This window comes from Mesorhizobium sp. L-8-10, from assembly GCF_016756635.1.
Lineage (GTDB): Bacteria > Pseudomonadota > Alphaproteobacteria > Rhizobiales > Rhizobiaceae.
In genome coordinates, this window is record NZ_AP023263.1 from 4,808,142 (window position 1) to 4,827,727 (window position 19,586).

A 19,586-nucleotide genomic window follows, 5' to 3' on the forward strand; every position below is an offset into this window, starting at 1 on the left:
CGCAGACGGCTCCATAGAAGCTAGTTTAGAATTGTTCAAAACTGGGGGATGGAAGCCATCCCTACGAAGCGGGTAAATAGGACGGCTGACCTTGGAATATCAAGGAAATAACGCTTTCCGGCCCGCGCAGGCGAGTTGACAGGGCAAAAAGACGGAAAATGGCTGCGGAACGCGCCTATCTCGACCACAATGCCAGCGCGCCGCTTTGCGGCGCCGCGAAGGCTGCCGTGGTCGAGGCGCTCGCCATAGCAGCCAATCCGTCGTCGGTGCATAGCGAGGGCAGGGCGGCGCGGCGGATCGTCGAGGATGCGCGGCGCGATGTCGCGGCCGTGGTCGCGGCCAGGCCCGAGCATGTGGTGTTCACGTCAGGGGCCACCGAGGCGGCCTCGACGCTGCTGACATCAGACTGGCAGATGGGGCGTGGCGCCGTGCGCCTGTCGCGGCTTTATGTTTCGGCCGCCGATCATCCCTGCATCCTTTGCGGCGGCCGCTTCGCCGCGGATCAGGTCGAGACGATCGGCGTCGACGGGGATGGCGTGGTCGATCTTGCCGCGCTCGAAGCGGCCCTCGCGCGCCATGACCGCACCGCCGGCCTGCCGCTGGTGGCAATCCACGCCGCGAACAACGAGACCGGGGTGATCCAGCCCTTCCGCCGCATCGCGGAAATGACGAAGGCGGCAGGCGGCGTGTCGGTGATCGACGCGGTTCAGGCTGTCGGGCGAATTCCTCTCGATATCGCAGAGACTTGCGTGGATTATCTCATCTTGTCCTCGCACAAGATCGGCGGCCCCAAGGGCGCGGGCGCGATCGTCGCTGCCTCCGACCTGATGATGCCGAAGCCGCTGGTCGTCGGCGGAGGGCAGGAGAATGGGCACAGGGCCGGAACGGAAAACCTGCCCGCGATCGCCGGCTTCGGCGCGGCCGCCCGCGAAGCGCTGGCGGGGCTGCCGCGCATGGACGAGGTGCGGGCCCTTCGCGACGCGATCGAGGCATTGCTGGCGGAAGGCGATGCCGGCATCGAGATCTTCGGCCGCGGCGCGGAGCGCCTGCCCAATACGAGCTTCTTCGCGGTTCCCGGGCTGAAGGCCGAGACCGCGCAGATCGCCTTCGACCTTGCCGGCGTGGCGCTGTCGGCCGGCTCGGCCTGCTCCTCCGGCAAGGTGGGGCCCAGCCATGTGCTGAGGGCCATGGGGCGAGGCGACAATGCGGGTGCGCTCAGGGTGTCGATCGGGCTCTCGACGACGGAGGAGGACGTCGCGCTTTTCGGAACCGCGCTGGCCGCGATCCTGGCGCGGCGCGCGGAGAGGGTCAGGGCAGCCTGACGGCCAGGAGGACTTCCGGTCGTCGACCGGACATTTCGACGCTTTGCGGGCCGCAGCGGCGGTTTGCGGGTGAATTCCCGTCCGCAAGGCACTATATGCGAACTACGCCGCCCTGCGGTGCCATAGTTTGAAAACGGCCGGGCCTTGACCCCGGCATGGATGGAGAACGCTGATGCCTGCCGTGCAGGAGACGATCGAGCAGGTCCGCAAGATCGATGTGGACCAGTACAAATATGGATTCGAGTCTCAGATCGAGATGGAAAAGGCCCCCAAGGGGCTCAGCGAAGACATCATCCGCTTCATTTCCGCCAAGAAGAACGAGCCGGACTGGATGCTCGAATGGCGCCTTGGCGCATATCGCCGCTGGCTGACGCTCGAGGAGCCGACCTGGGCACGCGTCGAATATCCCAGGATCGATTTCCAGGACATCTACTACTACGCCGCGCCGAAGAACCAGAGCGGCCCGCGCTCGCTCGACGAGGTCGATCCGGAGATCCTCAAGGTCTATGAGAAGCTCGGCATCCCGCTGAAGGAGCAGGAGATCCTGGCCGGCGTCCAGAAGCCGGCGGCCGACGAGTTCGAGGAGGCCAACGACAATGTCTACAAGTCGGGCCGCGTCGCGGTGGACGCCGTGCTCGATTCGATCTCGGTCGTGACCACCTTCAAGGAGGAACTGGCCAAGGCGGGCGTCATCTTCTGCTCGATCTCCGAGGCGATCCGCGAGCATCCGGAACTGGTGAGGAAGTATCTCGGCTCCGTCGTGCCGACCACCGACAACTTCTATGCGACGCTGAATTCGGCCGTCTTCACCGACGGCTCCTTCGTCTTCGTGCCGAAGGGGGTGCGCTGCCCGATGGAGCTCTCCACCTATTTCCGCATCAACGAGCGCAACACCGGCCAGTTCGAGCGCACGCTGATCATCGCGGAGGAAGGTGCCTACGTCTCCTATCTGGAAGGGTGCACTGCGCCGCAGCGCGACGAGAACCAGCTTCACGCGGCCGTGGTCGAACTGATCGCGCTCGACGACGCCGAGATCAAATATTCGACCGTGCAGAACTGGTATCCGGGCGACGCGCAGGGCAAGGGCGGCGTGTACAATTTCGTCACCAAGCGCGGCGACTGCAGGGGCAGGAATTCCAAGATCTCGTGGACGCAGGTCGAGACCGGTTCGGCCATCACCTGGAAATATCCGAGCTGCATCCTGCGCGGCGACAATTCCCGCGGCGAGTTCTATTCGATCGCCGTGTCCAACGGCTACCAGCAGGTGGACAGCGGCACCAAGATGATCCATCTCGGCAAGAACACGTCGAGCCGCATCATCTCCAAGGGCATCGCCGCCGGCTTCTCGCAGAACACCTATCGCGGGCAGGTCTCGGCGCACCGCAAGGCAGAAAACGCCCGCAACTTCACCAACTGCGATTCGCTGCTGATCGGCGACCAGTGCGGCGCGCATACCGTGCCCTACATGGAAGCCAAGAACTCGACCGCCAAGTTCGAGCACGAGGCGACGACGTCGAAGATCTCCGAGGATCAGAAGTTCTACGTCATGCAACGCGGCATCCCCGAGGAAGAGGCGATCGCGCTGATCGTCAACGGCTTCGTCAAGGAAGTCATCCAGGAACTGCCCATGGAGTTCGCCGTCGAGGCGCAGAAACTTATCGGTATCAGCCTGGAAGGAAGCGTCGGCTAGGCGCTTCCCGACCCGACGACAGCCCGGCGATCAGCCGGCGACATCGAACATGCAGGCGCGGCAGCGCGCCGGAACGAACAGACGGAAAACATCATGCTTGAGATCAAGAACCTTCATGCCCGCATCGTCGAGGATGGAACCGAGATCATCCGCGGGCTGAACCTCACGGTGAAGGACGGCGAGGTGGCCGCCATCATGGGCCCGAACGGATCGGGCAAGTCGACGCTGTCCTACATCCTCGCCGGGCGGGAGGATTACGAGGTGACGGAAGGCGACATTCTGTACGACGGCCAGTCGATCCTGGAGATGGATCCGGCCGAGCGCGCCGCGGCGGGCATCTTCCTCGCCTTCCAGTATCCGATGGAGATACCCGGCGTCGCGACCATGGAGTTCCTGAAGGTGGCGCTCAACTCGCTGCGCAAGGCCCGCGGCGAGGAACCGCTGAAGGTGCCTGAGCTCCTGAAGAAGGTGAAGGAGGCTGCCGGCTCGCTCGACATGGACGTGGCCATGCTGAAGCGGCCGCTCAATGTCGGCTTCTCGGGCGGCGAGAAGAAACGCGCCGAGATCCTGCAGATGAAGCTGCTGGAGCCGCAGCTCTGCGTGCTCGACGAGACGGATTCCGGCCTCGACATCGACGCGCTGAAGGTCGTGGCGGATGGCGTCAACTCGCTGCGCTCGCCCGACCGCTCGATCGTGGTCATCACCCACTATCAGCGCCTGCTCGAACACATCGTGCCCGACACGGTCCACGTGCTTTATCGCGGGCAGGTCATCAAGTCGGGCGACAAGTCGCTGGCGCTCGAACTCGAGGCGAACGGCTATGCCGGCATCATCGGCGAGGCGGCCTAGGGTGACGATCATGAACATGCATACCCAACCCCAGCGCACGGCCGCCGAGGCGGCGCTCGTCAGCGCCTTCGACGAGCGGCTGTCGCTGCTGCCCGGCGACGGCGCCGTCATGGTGAAGCGCGACGCCGCGATCGAGGCGGTCAAGGCCGGCCTGCCGACGCGACGCGTCGAATCCTGGCACTACACCGATTTCCGCCGGATGCTGACGACCGTGCCTGCGCACGACCTCACGGCCAAGGCGGCTGCCCAGGCTCCCGTGCTCGAAGGCTCGACGGTCCTTGCCGTGCTCAACGGCGTCGCCGCTGCGAAGACGCCTGACATCGAAGGGGTGAGCGTCACCCGTCTCGAGGACAAGCTGACCGACGGCAGTTTCGCGCCGGCTCTGGAGCTCAGCGGAAGCGACGACGCGATCGGTGCGGTGAACGCCGCCTTTGTCGCCGACGGCTATTTCGTCGACATTGCTGCCGGCGCCGCGCTCGAGAAACCGCTGGAGCTGCAGAACGTCCAGGCCGGCGGGCAGACCCATGTGCGCCTGCCGGTGCGGGTCGGCGCCGGCGCCAGGGCGACAATCGTCGAGCGCCAGACCGGCACGGGCGAGGCCTTCGTCTCCTCCGTCGGCCATCTGCTGGTCGGCGACGATGCCGAGGTGCTCTATCTGATCGTGCAGGACCAGCCTGATGGCGCGACGCATCTCGGCCAGTTCAATGCCGAGATCGGCAAGAATGCAAAGCTCACCTTGTTCGTGATGAATGCCGGCGGCAAGCTGGTGCGCCAGGAGATCCGCGTCACGGCAGCGGGCGAGGGCGGGGTGTTCACGCTGCGCGGCATCAACCTTCTGGCTGGAGACACCCACACCGACGTGACCATGGTGCTCGACCATGCGGTTCCGCATACGGCGTCGACCGAGGTGATCCGCAATGTCGTCACGGGCAAGGCGCGCGGCGTGTTCCAGGGGCGCATCAACGTCTTCCAGCATGCGCAGAAGACCGACGCAAGGATGGCATGCAACACGCTGCTGCTTTCCGACGACGGCGAGTTCTCCACCAAGCCGGAGCTCGAGATCTTCGCCGACGACGTCGCCTGCGGCCACGGTGCGACCGTCACCGAGATCGACCACAACCATCTCTTCTACCTGATGGCGCGCGGCATCGACGAGAAGACGGCACGGGGGCTGCTGGTCCGGGCATTCCTCGCGGAGGTCATCGAGGGGCTCGAAGAGGAAGAGGTCGTGGATGCGCTCGAAGAGCGGCTCGGCGACTGGTTTGCGACACACGGGTGATGCCATGAATGCGCCTGGCAAGGCTGCGGAGTTCTACGACGTCGAAGCGATCCGCCGCGACTTTCCGATCCTGTCGCGCGAGGTCTACGGCAAGCCGCTCGTCTATCTGGACAGCGGCGCCTCAGCGCAGAAGCCGCAGGCCGTGCTCGACGCGATCAGCCATGCCTACGGCCAGGAATATGCGAACGTCCATCGCGGGCTGCATTTCCTGTCCAATGCGGCGACCGACGCCTATGAAAAGGCGCGCGAGACGGTGCGGCGCTTTCTCAACGCCGGAAGCACCGAGGAGATCGTCTTCACGTCGAACACCACCTCGGCGATCAACGCCGTTGCCTATGGCTGGGGCATGCCACGCCTTGGCGAGGGCGACGAGATCGTCATCTCGATCATGGAGCATCACTCCAACATCGTGCCTTGGCATTTCATCCGCGAGCGCCAGGGCGCCAAGCTGGTGTGGGTGCCGGTCGACGATCTCGGCGCCTTCCATATCGAGGAATTCGAGAAACGGCTGACGCCGAAGACCAGGCTGGTCGCCATAACCCACATGTCGAACGCATTGGGCACGGTGACGCCGATCAAGGAGATCTGCCGTATCGCGCATGAGCGCGGCATCCCGGTGCTGGTCGACGGCAGCCAGAGCGCCGTCCACATGCCGATCGACGTGCAGGATCTGGGCTGCGACTTCTTCGTCTTCACCGGCCACAAGGTCTACGGTCCGTCCGGCATCGGGGTGCTCTACGGCCGCCGCGACATGCTGGAGGCCATGCGCCCCTTCCACGGCGGCGGCGAGATGATCCTGGAGGTGACCGAGGACAACGTCACCTACAACGATCCGCCGCATCGCTTCGAGGCCGGCACGCCGCCGATCGTCCAGGCGATCGGGCTCGGAGCCGCGCTGGGCTATATGGAGACGGTCGGCCGCGAGCGCATCGCCGCGCACGAGGCGGACCTGAAGAACTATGCGCATGAGCGGCTGCGCGCGATCAATTCGTTGCGCATCTTCGGCGACGCGCCCGGCAAGGGCGCCATCGTCTCCTTCGAATTGCAGGGCATCCACGCCCATGACGTGTCGATGGTGATCGACCGGGCCGGCGTGGCCGTGCGCGCCGGCACCCATTGCGCCCAGCCGCTGTTGAAACGCTTCGGCGTCACCTCCACATGCAGGGCATCGTTCGGCATGTACAATACCAGGGCCGAAGTCGACATCCTGGCCGAAGCGCTTGAGAAGGCGCGGAAATTCTTCGGGTGAGCATGATGGAAGACGCTGCTACAGAGACCACGGGGACCGAGGCTCCAGCCAAGGGCGTATTCTCGGCATCGGCCATTCCCGCCGACGAACTGGCGCGGCTGACCGACGATATCGTCTCGGCGCTGAAGACGGTCTACGATCCCGAGATCCCGGCCGACATCTACGAGCTCGGCCTCGTCTACAAGGTCGACATCGAGGATGACCGCACGGTCAGGATCGACATGACGCTGACGGCGCCCGGCTGCCCCGTGGCGGGCGAGATGCCTGGCTGGGTGCAGAATGCAGTGAGCGCCGTGGAAGGCGTGTCCGACGTCGAGGTCAACATGGTGTTCGACCCGCCCTGGACGCCGGATCGCATGTCGGAAGAGGCGCAGGTCGCCGTCGGATGGTATTGAGAGTATCGGCGGGCGGGTTGCATAGCGCCCGAATCTTCACCATCTTATGGCTGCGGGCCTCAATTGCCGGCGCGATCCATCTGGATCGCGTGGCTTTTCGGGCCAACGGGCGCGGCGCGCAGTCGCGCGCTCCCGACGGTCGATATTGACCGTCGATATTTTGGGTGAGACTGTTTCCGCGGGCCTTGAACCCGCGCGAGCGTGGAGAATGAGATGGGACGTTTCGCCGTCATGAGCCTGACTGAAAGGGCTGCGGACCGCGTGCGCGAGATCGTGGCGGATCGCGACAACGCGCATGGCATCCGCGTCGGGGTCAAGAAGGGCGGCTGCGCCGGCATGGAATACACGATCGATCTCGTGACCGAGCCGAACCCGAAGGACGACCATATCGAGCGAGACGGCGTCCATGTCTATGTGGCGCCGGAGGCCGCACTTTTCCTGCTCGGCACCGAGATGGATTTCGAGACGACCACGCTGCGCACCGGCTTCACTTTCCGCAACCCGAACCAGAGTTCCGCTTGCGGCTGCGGCGAATCGGTCGAGCTGAAGCCGGCGGACCTCAAGGCCCTCGCCGAGGCGCGGGCCGCTGCGACCGCCGCCTGAAGCGACCTCAGTCCACCCATAGTCCGCGCTGCCGGTGCCAATCGGCGATCGATTCCTCGGGATAGAGCTCGAAGGTCCGGTCGCCGTCGGCGATATCGGGCTCGACCCAGGACGCCTTGTACTTCAGCATAAGATGGACGCGTTCGGGCGCTTTCGGCAATTCGCTGTCGATCGCCGACGCGAACGGATGCACCAGCTCCGGCCACGTCGGATCGTAGAGCCAGAGTGCGGCCCCGCATTTCCGGCAGAAGTTGCGCTCGCCGGTCGAGACCTCGCAATGCGGCCGCTCATCGTCCTCGATCCGCGCCCGATACACGCCGAGGTGACGCTCTCCCTCGATCTTCAGCGTATCGGCATCGGCGCCGAGATTGATCGCGAATCCGCCGCCGCCCTGCTGCTTCCGGCAGATCGAGCAGTAGCAGAGCTGGTAGGGGACTGGGGTGTGGCTCTCCACGGAGAAGCGGACCGCCCCGCAGTGGCAGGATCCATTCAGCAGCATCGGCGCTTTCCTCCAATGATGGCGCGATGCACACTGCCACGTGTGAGTGTGGCGCGTCCATTTCGGGCACGCAGCGGGTGCTCATCTTGTCGACGTTTCGTGCTTTCCAAAATCGTTCCGATTTTGGAAAGATGCGCCGGCCAGGACAATCACCCCAGGACAATCACCGGATGAACCCCGATGGACAATGACGCTTTGCTCGATCTTTTTTCCGGCCTGGGGCCGATCCAGATCAGGAGAATGTTCGGAGGCAAGGGCATCTACCACAACGGCGTGATCATCGCTGTCGAGATCCGCGGCGAGCTGCGCCTGAAGGCGGATGGCGAAACCGAGCCGGATTTCATCGCGGCGGGCTGCACCCAGTGGACCTATACCGGCTCGTGGCACGGCAAGCTGGTCGCCATGCCTTACTGGAGCGTGCCCGACGGCGCGATGGATGATCCCGACGAGATGAAACCCTGGGCGCGCAAGGCCTATGAGGCCGGGGTGAGGGCGGGGAAATAGAGGCGCGCTGGCGCTTGCCTCGGAGCGTCATGCAGGATTCGGCCGTGGCGGCTAAACCTTGGCTGCAACCTTCATGAAAGCCGGCACGTCGTCGCCGAAGCCGACGACCGTGTTGACGTCGTCATCGTCCCGGTGGCGGCGCGCACGATCGTCTCGACGATGTTCCGGCTTGCCCTTGCGGTCGGCATTGTCGGCGCGAATCGCGTCCTTGCGGACGCGGCGCTCCTCGACCGCTTCATGCGGCACCACATCGGGCTGCTCGGCGGCGGAGCCGGCATGGGCACGCTTTCCGCCACGCGGTTTGCGCTCGACCTCGTCCTTGCGGCCACTGCGGCGCGATGCGCCTCGGCCCCGGCGCGGGCCGTCGTCGTCGCTCTCGCTCACCACCAGGGTCGACAGATCGCCGTCGAGCCAGTCGATGTTCTTGCCGATCAGCCGCTCGATGGCGTCCAGATATTTGACGTCGGAGCGCGTGGCGATGGTGAACGACTTGCCGGAGCGCCCGGCGCGGCCGGTGCGGCCGATACGGTGGACATAGTCCTCGGCATGGATCGGTACGTCGAAATTGAAGACGTGGCTGACATCTGGAATGTCGAGTCCGCGCGCGGCGACATCGGAAGCGACGAGCAGCTTCAGCTTGCCGTCGCGAAAATTCGAAAGCATCGTCATGCGCGCGCGTTGATCCATGTCGCCATGCAGCGCGCCGGCATCGAAGTCGTACTTAACCAGCGACCGGAAGAGTTCGGAGACCTCGACCTTGCGGTTGCAGAAGATGATCGCGTTCTTGAGCCCGTCTTCCTCGGCGCGGATCAGATTGCGCAGAACCTCGCGCTTGTCCCAGGGCTTGGAGCCCGATTTCACGAGGTGCTGGGTGATGTTGGTGGCGGTGGTCGCGGCCTTCGCCACTTCGACGCGGACCGGCGCGTGCAGGAACTGTTCGGTGAGCTTGGTGATCTCGGGCGGCATGGTCGCCGAGAAGAACAGCGTCTGGCGGGTGAAGGGGATGAGCTTGCAGATGCGCTCGATGTCGGGGATGAACCCCATATCGAGCATGCGGTCCGCCTCGTCGATGACAAGGATCTCGACCCCGGTGAGCAGCAGCTTGCCGCGCTCGAAATGGTCGAGCAGGCGGCCGGGCGTCGCGATCAGCACATCGGCGCCGCGCTCGAGCTTGCGGTCCTGTTCGTCGAAGGAAACGCCGCCGATCAGCAGCGCCATGTTGAGACGATGGTTCTTGCCGTATTTGACGAAGTTCTCCTCGACCTGCGCGGCGAGTTCGCGCGTCGGCTCGAGGATCAGCGTACGCGGCATGCGCGCCCTTGCCCGGCCCTTTTCGAGGCGGGTCAGCATCGGCAGCACGAAGGACGCCGTCTTGCCCGTGCCGGTCTGGGCGATGCCCAGAACATCCTTGCCCTGCAGGGCATGCGGGATGGCGCCAGCCTGGATCGGCGTCGGCTGCTGGTAGCCTGCGTCGGTGACGGCGGAAAGCACCTTCGGCGAAAGGCCGAGGCTTGCAAAGGTCAACGCTTCTTGCGCGGTCTGATCGTCTGAGGACAAGTGTCTGGTATCTTTGGCTGGTTGGGAGGGCCCGCCGGGGCCGTCTCCGCAAACGCTGCGCGTCTGCCTGTTGCGCAACGCGATACGGAGAAGTTAGCGATTTGTCAACACAACCTGAAGCAGGTGCGTCATCGGCGACCGCTTATACTTAATCCCGGCTTGCGGATTTTCAATGACGCACGCTGCGCCCCGGGTGCGGCGAAAGGTCATGCCAGGATGCGGGCGTTGAACCACAAGGACAGCGGGAGGTGTGCCCACCGGTCCAGGCGGTCTCCTTTCACTGGATCGGGAATGGGCTCACGCAATGCCGTGATCGCAAGCCCGGCCGCCTCCAGCGCCGCCTGCAGGGGTTGAGACCACCAGGCAAACTGCATGGCCAGGCCGCCATGTTCGTCCGCACCTTCGAAAGGTTCGCAGCCGAAATAGGTGCCGTCGAGCATGAACGGGCGTCCGGTTCGGGCCCGGCGAAACGGCCACCGACCGTCAAAGGGGGACCAGCGAAAACCATGAGCGTGCCGTCCGGCTTCATCACCCGGCGGATCCCATCGTCACGCGGACACGCTCGTCTCGTCGACGAAGCACGGATCGGTCGAAGCTGGCGTCAGTAGCGGAACTGCTCGGCGAGGATACGCTCGCTCCAGGAATGTCCGGCGTCGAAAAGCAGTGTCGCCGTGGCGTCGCGCGCTTCCGTCACCGTCACTTCGACGACGGATTTCACTTCGGTGTGGTCGGCAACCGCGTTCACCGGGCGCTTCTCCCCTTCCAGAATGTCGAAGCGGACGGTCGCCTTGTTCGGGAGCAGCGCGCCGCGCCAGCGGCGTGGCCGGAACGGGCTGACCGCGGTCAGCGCCAGCAGCGGCGCGTCGAGCGGCAGGATGGGGCCGTGCGCGGAGAGGTTATAGGCGGTGGATCCGGCTGGTGTCGCCACCATCACGCCGTCGCAGATCAGTTCCTCGAGCCGCACCTTGCCGTCGATCGCGATACGGACCTTCGCGGCCTGGTAGGATTGGCGGAAGAGCGACACCTCGTTGATGGCGAGTGCGGTGGCGGTGCGGCCGGCGGCATCCACCGTCTGCATCTCCAGCGGCCGGATGGTTTCGGCCACGGCCGCAGCGATACGCTCGCAGAGGCCATCTTCGCTGAATTCGTTCATCAGGAAGCCGATGGTCCCGCGATTCATGCCATAGACCTTCTTGCCCGAGCCCATGGTCTCACGCAGCGTCTGCAGCAGGAAGCCGTCGCCGCCGAGCGCGACGATCGTCTCGGCATCCTCCACGCTCGCCTGGCCGTAGCGGCCGGCGAGCCGCTCGGCCGCCTCGTGTGCGTCGGGGGCATCGGAAGAGACGAAGGCGAAAATCGGCGCGGCTTTGTGCATCGTTCCTCCCGGGCCCGGCGTGATCGGGCGTCTGCCGGGTAGCATGCGGGCGCTGTTCGTGCAAAGGCCGCGCTCTCGAAGAAACCGGATTGCGCTGCGGCCGTACGGGTCTAAAGTCGACCCCATGAGGTGAATATCATGAAGATCGACGGTTCCTGCCATTGCGGCCGCATAAGCTACGAGGCCGAGATCGATCCCGACAAGGTGTCCATCTGCCACTGCACGGATTGCCAGCAACTCTCCGGCACGGCTTTCCGGGTAAACGTGCCGGCGCCGGAAGCCGATTTCCACCTGAAATCCGGCACGCCGAAGATCTATGTGAAGACCGCCGAAAGCGGCAGGAAGCGGGCGCAGGCCTTCTGCGGCGAGTGCGGCTCGGCGATCTACGCGACATCGGTGGGCGAGGGGTCGAAGATACTCGGGCTTCGCACCGGCACGATGCGCCAGCGTGCCGAACTCGTGCCGAAGCGCCAGATCTGGTGCCGCTCGGCCGTGGGGTGGCTGGCAGATATCCCTTCCATCGAGGCCATCGAACGCGATTGAGCGGCGCGCGCCGCACAATTGACTTTACTGGCGCGACGGATGTGCTAACCGGTGCGCCGATGCCCTTGTAGCTCAGTTGGTAGAGCACCTGATTTGTAATCAGGGGGTCGGCGGTTCGAGTCCGTCCGGGGGCACCATTTCTTGATCTCACGCGAGTTCGCTGCGCTCACCGCTCCGATGGGGCGGCCTGGCCGGCCGACGGGCGGTCGCCCTTGCGAACCCTCCGGGTTCGATCCTTCGCCCCGCACCATTTCTTGATCTCACGCGAGTTCGCTGCGCTCACCGCTCCGATGGGGCGGCCTGGCCGGCCGACGGGCGGTCGCCCTTGCGAACCCTCCGGGTTTGACCCTTCGCCCCGCACCATTTCTTGATCTCACGCGAGTTCGCTTCGCTCACCGCTCCGATGGGGCGGCCTGGCCGGCCGACGGGCGGTCGCCCTTGCGAACCCCTCCGGGTTTGATCCTTCGCCCCGCACCATTTCTTGATCTCACGCGAGTTCGCTTCGCTCACCGCTCCGATGGGGCGGTCTGGCCGGCGGGCGGGCGGTCGCCCTTGCGAACCCTCCGGGTTCGATCCCGCTCGGATATGGCGCAGCATTATTTCCAGAAGAACACGCTTCAGCTTCTGATCAGATTCTCGACCCGTTCGGCAGCCGCCAGCAGATGCCCTACCAATGTGTCGAGATTGCCTTGCATACGGTAGAGCGGACCTGCCAGTGCAAGGCCGAAGCGGCGGTCGCCGCTGCGGATCGGAACGCCCAGGCCCATGACGTCCGGTGTCGATTCCGACCGGTCCTCGCACCAGCCGCGCTCGATGGACCGGTCCAGATCTTCGGCGAGCTCTCCGGCGTTCATCTTGGTCGCAGGCTGGATGGGCGCATAGCTTAACGAACGCAGGATGTCTTCGCGTTCTTTCGTGTCGTAAGCCGTCAGGATGGCCTTGCCGCTCGACGTCGTGTGGATGGCGCGCCGCTCTCCGACCTTGGCGAAGTAGCGGATCGGGGCGGTCGACTCCACGACATCGACATACACGACGTCGAGTTGATCGCGCACCGACAATACAGCCGTCTCGCCGGTGACGGCGGCCAGAGCCGCAAGTTCGCCGTGGACGCGCTGGACCAACGGGTCGCCCTCCATCATCGAACGCGACAGGTCGAGCAGCCGTGCCGTCGGATAGTAGCCGCCCCTCGGCTTCGTTTCGTACAGGAAGCCCCTGGCCACCAGGGTCTCGATCACATTGAACGTGCTCGACTTGGGAATTCCCAGGGCCTTGGACAGGGCCGTCAGCGTGAGAGACGTCTTTTCTCGCGCGTAGACCTCGAACAGATCCAGCACCTTGTCGATTTGCCTTACCCTCAAAGGCATTCCTCCCAGGCTTGTGTATATCTTCCAAGCTTGGGTAGTTCATAACCGTGAACTAAAATGCTTGCCAGTGAATTAGTTTGACTCGCTCACTTCCGGCCGCTACTCTTTCCGGCAATTGGACGCCAAGATCCGGCAGCGCAGGGCAAATGGGAGGATGCCATGGGTGAGGACATCATCCTGTCGGCTAACGGCCTGTCGAAGGAATTCAAGGGTTTCCTTGCCGTAGACGGCGTCAACCTGAAGGTTCGGCGCGGCACGATCCACGCCCTCATCGGTCCCAACGGCGCCGGCAAGACTACCTGCTTCAATCTGCTGACCAAGTTTCTGAGCCCGACCCGAGGAACCATCGTCTATAAGGGGCAGGACATAACCGCGCGCAAGCCGGCGGACATCGCGCGTCTCGGCCTGATCCGCTCCTTCCAGATATCGGCCGTGTTCCCGCATATGAGCGTGCTGGAAAACGTCCGGATAGCATTGCAGCGATCGAGAAACGATTCCTTTCATTTCTGGCGATCGGAGCGGGCGCTGAACGGTATGAACGGCCGGGCCCGTGAACTGGTCGATGCCGTGGGCCTTGCCGAATTCGAGGATATCGCGGCCGGCGAATTGTCCTACGGTCGCAAGCGCGCGCTCGAAATTGCCACCACGCTGGCGCTCGACCCCGAAATGATGCTGCTCGATGAGCCCATGGCCGGCATGACCGCCGAGGACGTCGACCGCATCAGTCAACTCATCCGCAGGGTCTCGAAGGACCGCACAGTCCTGATGGTGGAGCACAATCTTTCTGTCGTCTCGACCCTGTCCGACTACATCACGGTGCTCGCCCGCGGCAAGGTGCTCGCCGAAGGCGACTATCCCACGGTATCGAAGGATCCGCGCGTGCTCGAAGCCTATATCGGAGTCGGACATGCTTGATCCCGCGACGGATCGGCCGATGCCCGGCGCGGAGGCCTCGACATTGCTCACGGTCCGCGACCTGCATGCCTGGTATGGCGAATCGCATGTGCTGCACGGCATGAGTTTCGATGTCCGCCCCGGCGAGGTGGTCACGCTGCTCGGCCGCAACGGCGCCGGCAAGACGACGACGCTCAAGGCGATCATGGGCGTCATCGACAAGAAAAAGGGTTCGGTCCGCTTCCGCAATGAGGAATTGATCGGCGTCGGTTCCCGGCATATCGCGAAGAAAGGCATTGCGTGGTGCCCGGAGGAGCGTGGCATCTTCTCGAGCCTGGATGTGGAGGAGAACCTGTTGCTGCCGCCGGTGGTCGCGCCCGGCGGTTTCACGCTGGAGCAGATCTTCGAGCTTTTCCCCAATCTGAAGGAGCGGTTGCACAGCCAGGGCACCAAGCTTTCCGGGGGCGAGCAGCAGATGCTGGCCATCGGCCGGATCTTGCGGACCGGCGCGCGCCTTCTGCTGCTCGACGAGCCAACCGAAGGACTTGCCCCGGTCATCGTGCAGCAGATCGGCCTCATGATCCGGAAGCTCAAGTCGATGGGCTTCACCATCGTTCTGGTGGAGCAGAACTTCCACGCCGCCGCCACGGTCGCCGACCGTCACTACGTCGTCGAGCAGGGGCGCGTCGTGGACGAGATCGCCAACGCGGATCTCGATGCAAGCATGGACAAGCTTCATCGCTATCTCGGCGTCTGACGATTTCGACCCGCACAATTCGACCAACACACAGGGAGTGAGAGTCAATGAAGGTGCAGAAACTTGTCCTGGCGGTGGCGACAGCCGCGTTGATGACAGGCAGCGCGCTGGCGCAAGACCAGATCAGCGTCAAGCTCGGCGTGCTGAACGACCGTTCCGGCCTCTATGCCGACCTGGCAGGCGAAGGCTCGGTGGTCGCCGCGAAAATGGCGGCCGAGGACTTCAAGGCGGCCGAAAAGGGCATCGCCGTCGAGGTGGTTTCCGCCGATCACCAGAACAAGCCCGATATTGGTTCGAGCATCGTCCGGCAATGGTACGACCAGGACGGCGTGGACGTCGTCCTCGACGTGCCGACCTCGTCGGTGGCGCTCGCCGTCAGCGAGATCACCAAGGAAAAGAACAAGATCATGCTGAACTCCGGAGCCGGCTCGTCCGACCTCACCGGCAAGGCATGCTCGCCCAACACCGTCCACTGGACCTACGACACCTGGGCACTCGCCAATGGTACCGGGAGCGCGATGGTCAAGGCGGGTGGAGACACATGGTTCTTCCTGACCGCCGACTATGCCTTCGGTCATGCCCTTGAGCGCGACACCTCCGCCGTCGTCGAAAAGGCAGGCGGCAAGGTGCTCGGCGCGGTCCGCCATCCTTTCCCGGGCCAGGACTTCTCGTCTTTCCTGCTGCAGGCCCAGGGATCGGGCGCCAAGGTCATCGGCCTGGCCAATGCCGGCGCCGATACGACCAACGCCATCAAGCAGGCGGCCGAGTTCGGCATCGTGCAGGGCGGCCAGAAACTCGCCGGCCTGCTGACCTTCGCGACCGACGTCAAGGGTCTCGGCCTCGCCACGGCCCAGGGGCTGGTGATGACCGAAGCCTTCTACTGGGACCAGAACGACGGCACGCGTGACTTCTCCAAGCGCTTCGCCGAGAGGCATGGCGGCGCCATGCCGACCATGGTTCACGCCGGCGTCTACGCCTCGGTGCTCCATTATCTGAAGGCGGTCGAAGCGACCAAGAGCAAGGACACAGCTGCCGTCATGGCCAAGATGAAGGAGACCCCGTCGGAGGATCCGCTGTTCGGCAAGGGACAGATCCGTGCCGACGGCCGTCACGTGCACGACATGTACCTGTTCGAGGTCAAGAAGCCCGAAGAATCGAAGGGCGACTGGGATCTCTACAAGACCGTCGCCACCATTCCTGCAGCGGAAGCCTTCCGTCCGCTCGCCGACGGCGGCTGCAGTCTGGTGAAGTAAGACGCCAGGCGCGCCGGGAAGCACGCGCTCCCCGGCGCCCCGGTGTGGCAGGGCGCGTTCCAGCAGGAGCGCCCCTGTGCCGATCTGAGGTCTCCCGGAGCAAGGTCCGATGGCGGAAATATTCGGTATCCCGATGGCAGCGCTCTACGGCCAGTTGCTCCTCGGTTTCATCAACGGTGCGTTCTACGCGACGCTCAGCCTTGGGCTGGCGGTTATCTTCGGTCTTCTCAACATCATCAACTTCACCCACGGCGCGCAATACATGATGGGCGCGTTCGTCGGCTGGATGCTGCTCACCTATCTCGGCATAGGCTACTGGCCGGCGCTGATCCTTTCACCGCTGATCGTCGGCGCCGTCGGCATCGTGCTGGAGCGAACGATGATCTCGCGCCTGCACAAGCTCGATCATCTTTACGGACTGCTGCTGACCTTCGGGCTGGCGCTGATCATCGAGGGACTGTTCCGCAACGCATATGGTGTGTCGGGCATGGCCTATTCCCTCCCTCCGCAGCTTTCCGGCGGCGTCAATCTAGGCTTCATGTTCTTGCCGCTCTATCGCGGCTGGGTGGTCGTCGCCTCGCTCACCGTCTGCCTTGCCACCTGGTTCGTCATCGAAAAGACCAGGCTCGGCGCCTATCTTCGCGCCGCCACCGAGAACCCGACCCTGGTGCAGGCATTCGGTATCAATGTGCCGCTGCTCGTCACGCTCACCTATGGTTTCGGCGTCGCGCTCGCGGGTTTCGCCGGCGTGCTGGCCGCTCCCATCTACGCTGTCAATCCGATGATGGGCTCCAACCTCATAATCGTCGTGTTTGCCGTGGTCGTCATCGGCGGCATGGGGTCGATCCTCGGCGCCATCGTCACCGGCTTCGCGCTCGGCCTGATCGAGGGCCTGACCAAGGTGTTCTATCCGGAAGCGGCCTCGACGGTCATCTTCATCATCATGGCCATCGTGCTTCTCGTTAAGCCGGCCGGCCTGTTCGGTCGGGAGGCGTGAGATGAGCGTCGAAGCTGAACCGGTCGGCGTCGGGGCCGCCCTTGCCGATCATGCCGGCGACAGCAAGCGTCACCACAAGGCGATCTTTATCGGACTGGCTGTCCTTCTCGTGATCGCTCCGCTGGTGCTTTATCCGTTCTTCCTGATGAAGCTCCTGTGCTTCGCTCTGTTTGCGTCGGCGTTCAACCTGCTGCTGGGTTACGGCGGATTGCTCTCCTTCGGCCATGCCGCCTATTTCGGCATGGCGAGCTATGTGTCGGCGCACGCGGCCAAGGTCTGGGGGCTTCCGCCCGAACTGGCCATCGTCTCGGGCGTTGCCGCTGCCGCCGTGCTCGGCGCGCTCTTCGGATCGCTCGCCATTCGCCGGCAGGGCATCTATTTCGCGATGGTCACCCTGGCGTTTGCTCAGATGGTCTATTTCTTCGCGCTGCAGGCGCCGTTCACCGGCGGGGAAGATGGTATCCAGGCCGTGCCCCGAGGCCATCTGTTCGGCATTCTCGACCTCTCCGACGCGACGACGCTCTATTATGTCGTCGCGGCCATTTTCATGTTCGGCGTGCTCCTGATCTATCGCATCATCCACTCACCCTTCGGCCAGGTATTGAAGGCGATCCGGGACAACGAGCCGAGGGCGATCTCGCTCGGCTACCGCGCCAATCACTACAAGCTCGCCGTATTCGTGCTTTCGGCCACGCTCGCCGGGCTGGCGGGCGCTACAAAGGCAATAGTGGTGCAACTCGCGTCGCTGACCGACGTTTACTGGGGCATGTCGGGGGAGGTCGTGCTGATGACGCTGCTGGGCGGCATGGGCACGGTGTTCGGGCCGATGCTGGGCGCTGCAATCGTCATCACCATGCAGAACTATTTTGCCAATCTCGGAGCATGGGTCACCGTGATGCAGGGTGTGATTTTCGTCCTCGGTGTGCTGCTGTTTCGCGAGGGTATTGTCGGCGTCCTTTCGAAGTGGCTGAAAAAGTCCCTTTGACCCGCAGGGCCTACCGGCGCACGGTGCCCTGGGGACGCAGGAGGTGAACGGCGAAAGCCGCGCGGCCGCGCCAGCCGTGACGGCTGAAACTCGATCGGAACGCTGCGTACTCTTGGACGGGGAGGGCTGGTGCAATTTACAGCCAACCGCCCGAGAACCCGGCCTGACGCAAACCCCTCAGCATTGGTTGGCAGCGGCGCATGATGTTCCACAGGAAGCCTGTCCGGTAGTTCTCGATCATGAGGACGACCGGGCCCTGATCGATCCCGAAATGATAGGGGCTCACCCACCATCCGGTGGGACTGCCTTCCACTTCGAAAGTCCGGTTGAAGGAGGGCTTGAACCCGTAGAGCCGGTGCGCGCCGAGAGGCATCACGGAAAAATGCCGGACGGTCGGGATGACTATCTCAGGAGCGAACGGCAACGACGCGAGAACGACCCATGGCGACACGGTCCCGTCATCGGGCCCGTAAGGAACTCCGCGGGCGATGTAGTCGAAAAACTCGCGCTCTACGCCGTCAATGGTCCGCTTGCACCACCCGGGACCATCGCTGGCGGTGAACCCCCAGCAGTGTTCCCCGTAGCCGACGAACTCCCTGGGATTGCGAACGGCATATTCCTGCTGCACGAACGTGGCCTGGCGACTGTTTTCGAAATAGTCCGACTGACGCTCGCGCATGAATGCATCCCGGATTCCCCTGAAATCGACCCACATATGCGAAAGCTGGTGGGTGAAGAGAGGGCCGCAGTAGAGGAGTTCGCGGTCGTAGATTTTCCTCCATTGGTAGCTGGAGGTATAGGCCACATAGCTCTCCGGCGGCAGCGGGTGGCTGGGAGAGCCCAGGCCGAGAATGTACAGCAGCAGGCCCTCGTCATATCCGCGCCAGCGATAGGGGATGAACCCGTTCTCGGGCCGCCAGCCATGGGTCAGGGTCGCCTCGCCGTTGCGGGCCCAGTTCCAGTCGGCCCTCTCATAGAGAGAGTTGGCGATCTGCCGGATTTCCGCTTCGTCCGCGGTGTCGCGATCGAAATAGGTCGCCACCGTCAGGGCGCCAGCGAACAGGAACGCCGAGTCGATGGTGGACAGTTCGCATTGCCAGACGCGACGGCCGGTTTCGATATCCAGAAAATGATAGAAGAAGCCCTTGTAACCTGAGGCGTCGGGCTCCGGTCCCTGAGGACATTCCAGCAGATAACGCAACCGCTTGCGGGTTATCTTGGCCGCAAATTCGCGGATGATGACACCGCGTTCCACCACGACGGGGATCGTCGCCAGGGCCATGCCGAGCGCGGCGATGCTGACCGGAGCATTCGGCTCCGTCTTGTCGCGAACCAGGCCGTTGTCGGGGTTCGTCTCGTGCAGATAGTAAAGCAACGTCGTGAATTGCAGCCGGCCCAGTTCCGCATCGGTCGGAGCCTGGTCCAGGTCGATTTCTACCGACAGAGGTCTGCGCATCGGGTCCCGGGAAGC

20 protein-coding genes and 1 tRNA gene are annotated in these 19,586 nt (G+C 64.0%); 15 read left to right on the forward strand and 6 right to left on the reverse strand.

Going from position 1 to position 19,586, the window contains the following annotated elements; genetic code table 11:
- Nucleotides 1–158: 158 nt before the first annotated feature.
- The 7 genes from JN280_RS22135 (at nt 159) to sufA (ending at nt 7,387) form a co-directional block, all read left to right on the forward strand.
- On the forward strand, nt 159–1,322 hold the full coding sequence (locus JN280_RS22135; protein ID WP_202305254.1) for a cysteine desulfurase family protein: 1,164 nt from the start codon (nt 159–161) through the stop codon (nt 1,320–1,322).
- Nucleotides 1,323–1,494: 172 nt separating this feature from the next.
- A complete protein-coding gene (gene sufB / locus JN280_RS22140) occupies nt 1,495–3,012 on the forward strand; it encodes a Fe-S cluster assembly protein SufB (protein ID WP_202305256.1) in 1,518 nt (505 codons plus the stop codon).
- Between the two features lie 93 nt (nt 3,013–3,105).
- Nucleotides 3,106–3,861, forward strand: coding sequence for a Fe-S cluster assembly ATPase SufC (gene sufC / locus JN280_RS22145; RefSeq protein ID WP_202305258.1), 756 nt, complete (start codon nt 3,106–3,108; stop codon nt 3,859–3,861).
- Nucleotides 3,862–3,871: 10 nt separating this feature from the next.
- Complete coding sequence (gene sufD / locus JN280_RS22150; RefSeq protein ID WP_202305260.1) at nt 3,872–5,140, forward strand: Fe-S cluster assembly protein SufD; 1,269 nt, start codon at nt 3,872–3,874, stop codon at nt 5,138–5,140.
- A 4-nt stretch (nt 5,141–5,144) separates the two neighbouring features.
- Complete coding sequence (locus JN280_RS22155; RefSeq protein ID WP_202305262.1) at nt 5,145–6,389, forward strand: cysteine desulfurase; 1,245 nt, start codon at nt 5,145–5,147, stop codon at nt 6,387–6,389.
- Between the two features lie 2 nt (nt 6,390–6,391).
- A complete protein-coding gene (locus JN280_RS22160; protein WP_446720852.1) occupies nt 6,392–6,784 on the forward strand; it encodes an SUF system Fe-S cluster assembly protein in 393 nt (130 codons plus the stop codon).
- A gap of 213 nt (nt 6,785–6,997) precedes the next feature.
- Entirely contained in the window at nt 6,998–7,387 is a 390-nt protein-coding gene (gene sufA, locus JN280_RS22165) for a Fe-S cluster assembly scaffold SufA (protein WP_202305264.1), read from the forward strand.
- A 7-nt stretch (nt 7,388–7,394) separates the two neighbouring features.
- On the opposite strand, the gene JN280_RS22170 is transcribed toward sufA, so the two are convergent.
- Nucleotides 7,395–7,886: a GFA family protein gene (locus tag JN280_RS22170; protein WP_202305265.1), complete on the reverse strand. Its 492-nt coding sequence runs from the start codon at nt 7,884–7,886 to the stop codon at nt 7,395–7,397.
- 180 nt (nt 7,887–8,066) lie between these two features.
- Here JN280_RS22170 and JN280_RS22175 point away from each other — a divergent pair, with 180 nt between their 5' ends.
- Nucleotides 8,067–8,390, forward strand: a complete 324-nt coding sequence (locus JN280_RS22175) for a TfoX/Sxy family protein (protein WP_202305266.1) — start codon at nt 8,067–8,069, stop codon at nt 8,388–8,390.
- A 51-nt stretch (nt 8,391–8,441) separates the two neighbouring features.
- On the opposite strand, the gene JN280_RS22180 is transcribed toward JN280_RS22175, so the two are convergent.
- The 3 genes from JN280_RS22180 to JN280_RS22190 all read right to left on the reverse strand — a co-directional run bounded on the left by JN280_RS22180 (nt 8,442) and on the right by JN280_RS22190 (nt 11,322).
- The gene (locus tag JN280_RS22180; protein ID WP_202305267.1) at nt 8,442–9,947 is read right to left on the reverse strand and encodes a DEAD/DEAH box helicase; all 1,506 of its coding nucleotides are present in this window, start codon (nt 9,945–9,947) and stop codon (nt 8,442–8,444) included.
- A 206-nt stretch (nt 9,948–10,153) separates the two neighbouring features.
- Complete coding sequence (locus tag JN280_RS22185) at nt 10,154–10,387, reverse strand: hypothetical protein (RefSeq protein WP_202305268.1); 234 nt, start codon at nt 10,385–10,387, stop codon at nt 10,154–10,156.
- Between the two features lie 161 nt (nt 10,388–10,548).
- On the reverse strand, nt 10,549–11,322 hold the full coding sequence (locus JN280_RS22190) for an NAD kinase (protein WP_202305269.1): 774 nt from the start codon (nt 11,320–11,322) through the stop codon (nt 10,549–10,551).
- Between the two features lie 138 nt (nt 11,323–11,460).
- Between JN280_RS22190 and JN280_RS22195 the strand changes: the two genes are divergently transcribed.
- The gene (locus JN280_RS22195; RefSeq protein ID WP_202305270.1) at nt 11,461–11,865 is read left to right on the forward strand and encodes a GFA family protein; all 405 of its coding nucleotides are present in this window, start codon (nt 11,461–11,463) and stop codon (nt 11,863–11,865) included.
- A gap of 61 nt (nt 11,866–11,926) precedes the next feature.
- Nucleotides 11,927–12,002, forward strand: a tRNA-Thr gene (locus JN280_RS22200).
- 480 nt (nt 12,003–12,482) lie between these two features.
- On the opposite strand, the gene JN280_RS22205 is transcribed toward JN280_RS22200, so the two are convergent.
- Nucleotides 12,483–13,223 carry an IclR family transcriptional regulator gene (locus JN280_RS22205; RefSeq protein ID WP_202305272.1) on the reverse strand — a complete coding sequence of 247 codons (741 nt, stop codon included), beginning with the start codon at nt 13,221–13,223 and terminating at the stop codon, nt 12,483–12,485.
- 165 nt (nt 13,224–13,388) lie between these two features.
- On the opposite strand from JN280_RS22205, the gene JN280_RS22210 reads away from it, so the two are divergent.
- The 5 genes from JN280_RS22210 to JN280_RS22230 all read left to right on the forward strand — a co-directional run bounded on the left by JN280_RS22210 (nt 13,389) and on the right by JN280_RS22230 (nt 18,115).
- The gene (locus JN280_RS22210) at nt 13,389–14,144 is read left to right on the forward strand and encodes an ABC transporter ATP-binding protein (protein WP_202305274.1); all 756 of its coding nucleotides are present in this window, start codon (nt 13,389–13,391) and stop codon (nt 14,142–14,144) included.
- 19 nt (nt 14,145–14,163) lie between these two features.
- Complete coding sequence (locus JN280_RS22215; RefSeq protein WP_446720766.1) at nt 14,164–14,880, forward strand: ABC transporter ATP-binding protein; 717 nt, start codon at nt 14,164–14,166, stop codon at nt 14,878–14,880.
- A gap of 47 nt (nt 14,881–14,927) precedes the next feature.
- Nucleotides 14,928–16,133 (forward strand): ABC transporter substrate-binding protein, encoded by a 1,206-nt coding sequence (locus JN280_RS22220; protein WP_202305278.1) that lies wholly within the window; start codon nt 14,928–14,930, stop codon nt 16,131–16,133.
- Between the two features lie 109 nt (nt 16,134–16,242).
- Nucleotides 16,243–17,130: a branched-chain amino acid ABC transporter permease gene (locus tag JN280_RS22225; protein ID WP_202305280.1), complete on the forward strand. Its 888-nt coding sequence runs from the start codon at nt 16,243–16,245 to the stop codon at nt 17,128–17,130.
- Between the two features lies 1 nt (nt 17,131).
- Nucleotides 17,132–18,115, forward strand: a complete 984-nt coding sequence (locus JN280_RS22230; protein ID WP_202305282.1) for a branched-chain amino acid ABC transporter permease — start codon at nt 17,132–17,134, stop codon at nt 18,113–18,115.
- Between the two features lie 136 nt (nt 18,116–18,251).
- Here JN280_RS22230 and JN280_RS22235 read toward each other — a convergent pair whose 3' ends face one another.
- A complete protein-coding gene (locus JN280_RS22235) occupies nt 18,252–19,571 on the reverse strand; it encodes a glucoamylase family protein (RefSeq protein WP_202305284.1) in 1,320 nt (439 codons plus the stop codon).
- Nucleotides 19,572–19,586: the final 15 nt, after the last annotated feature.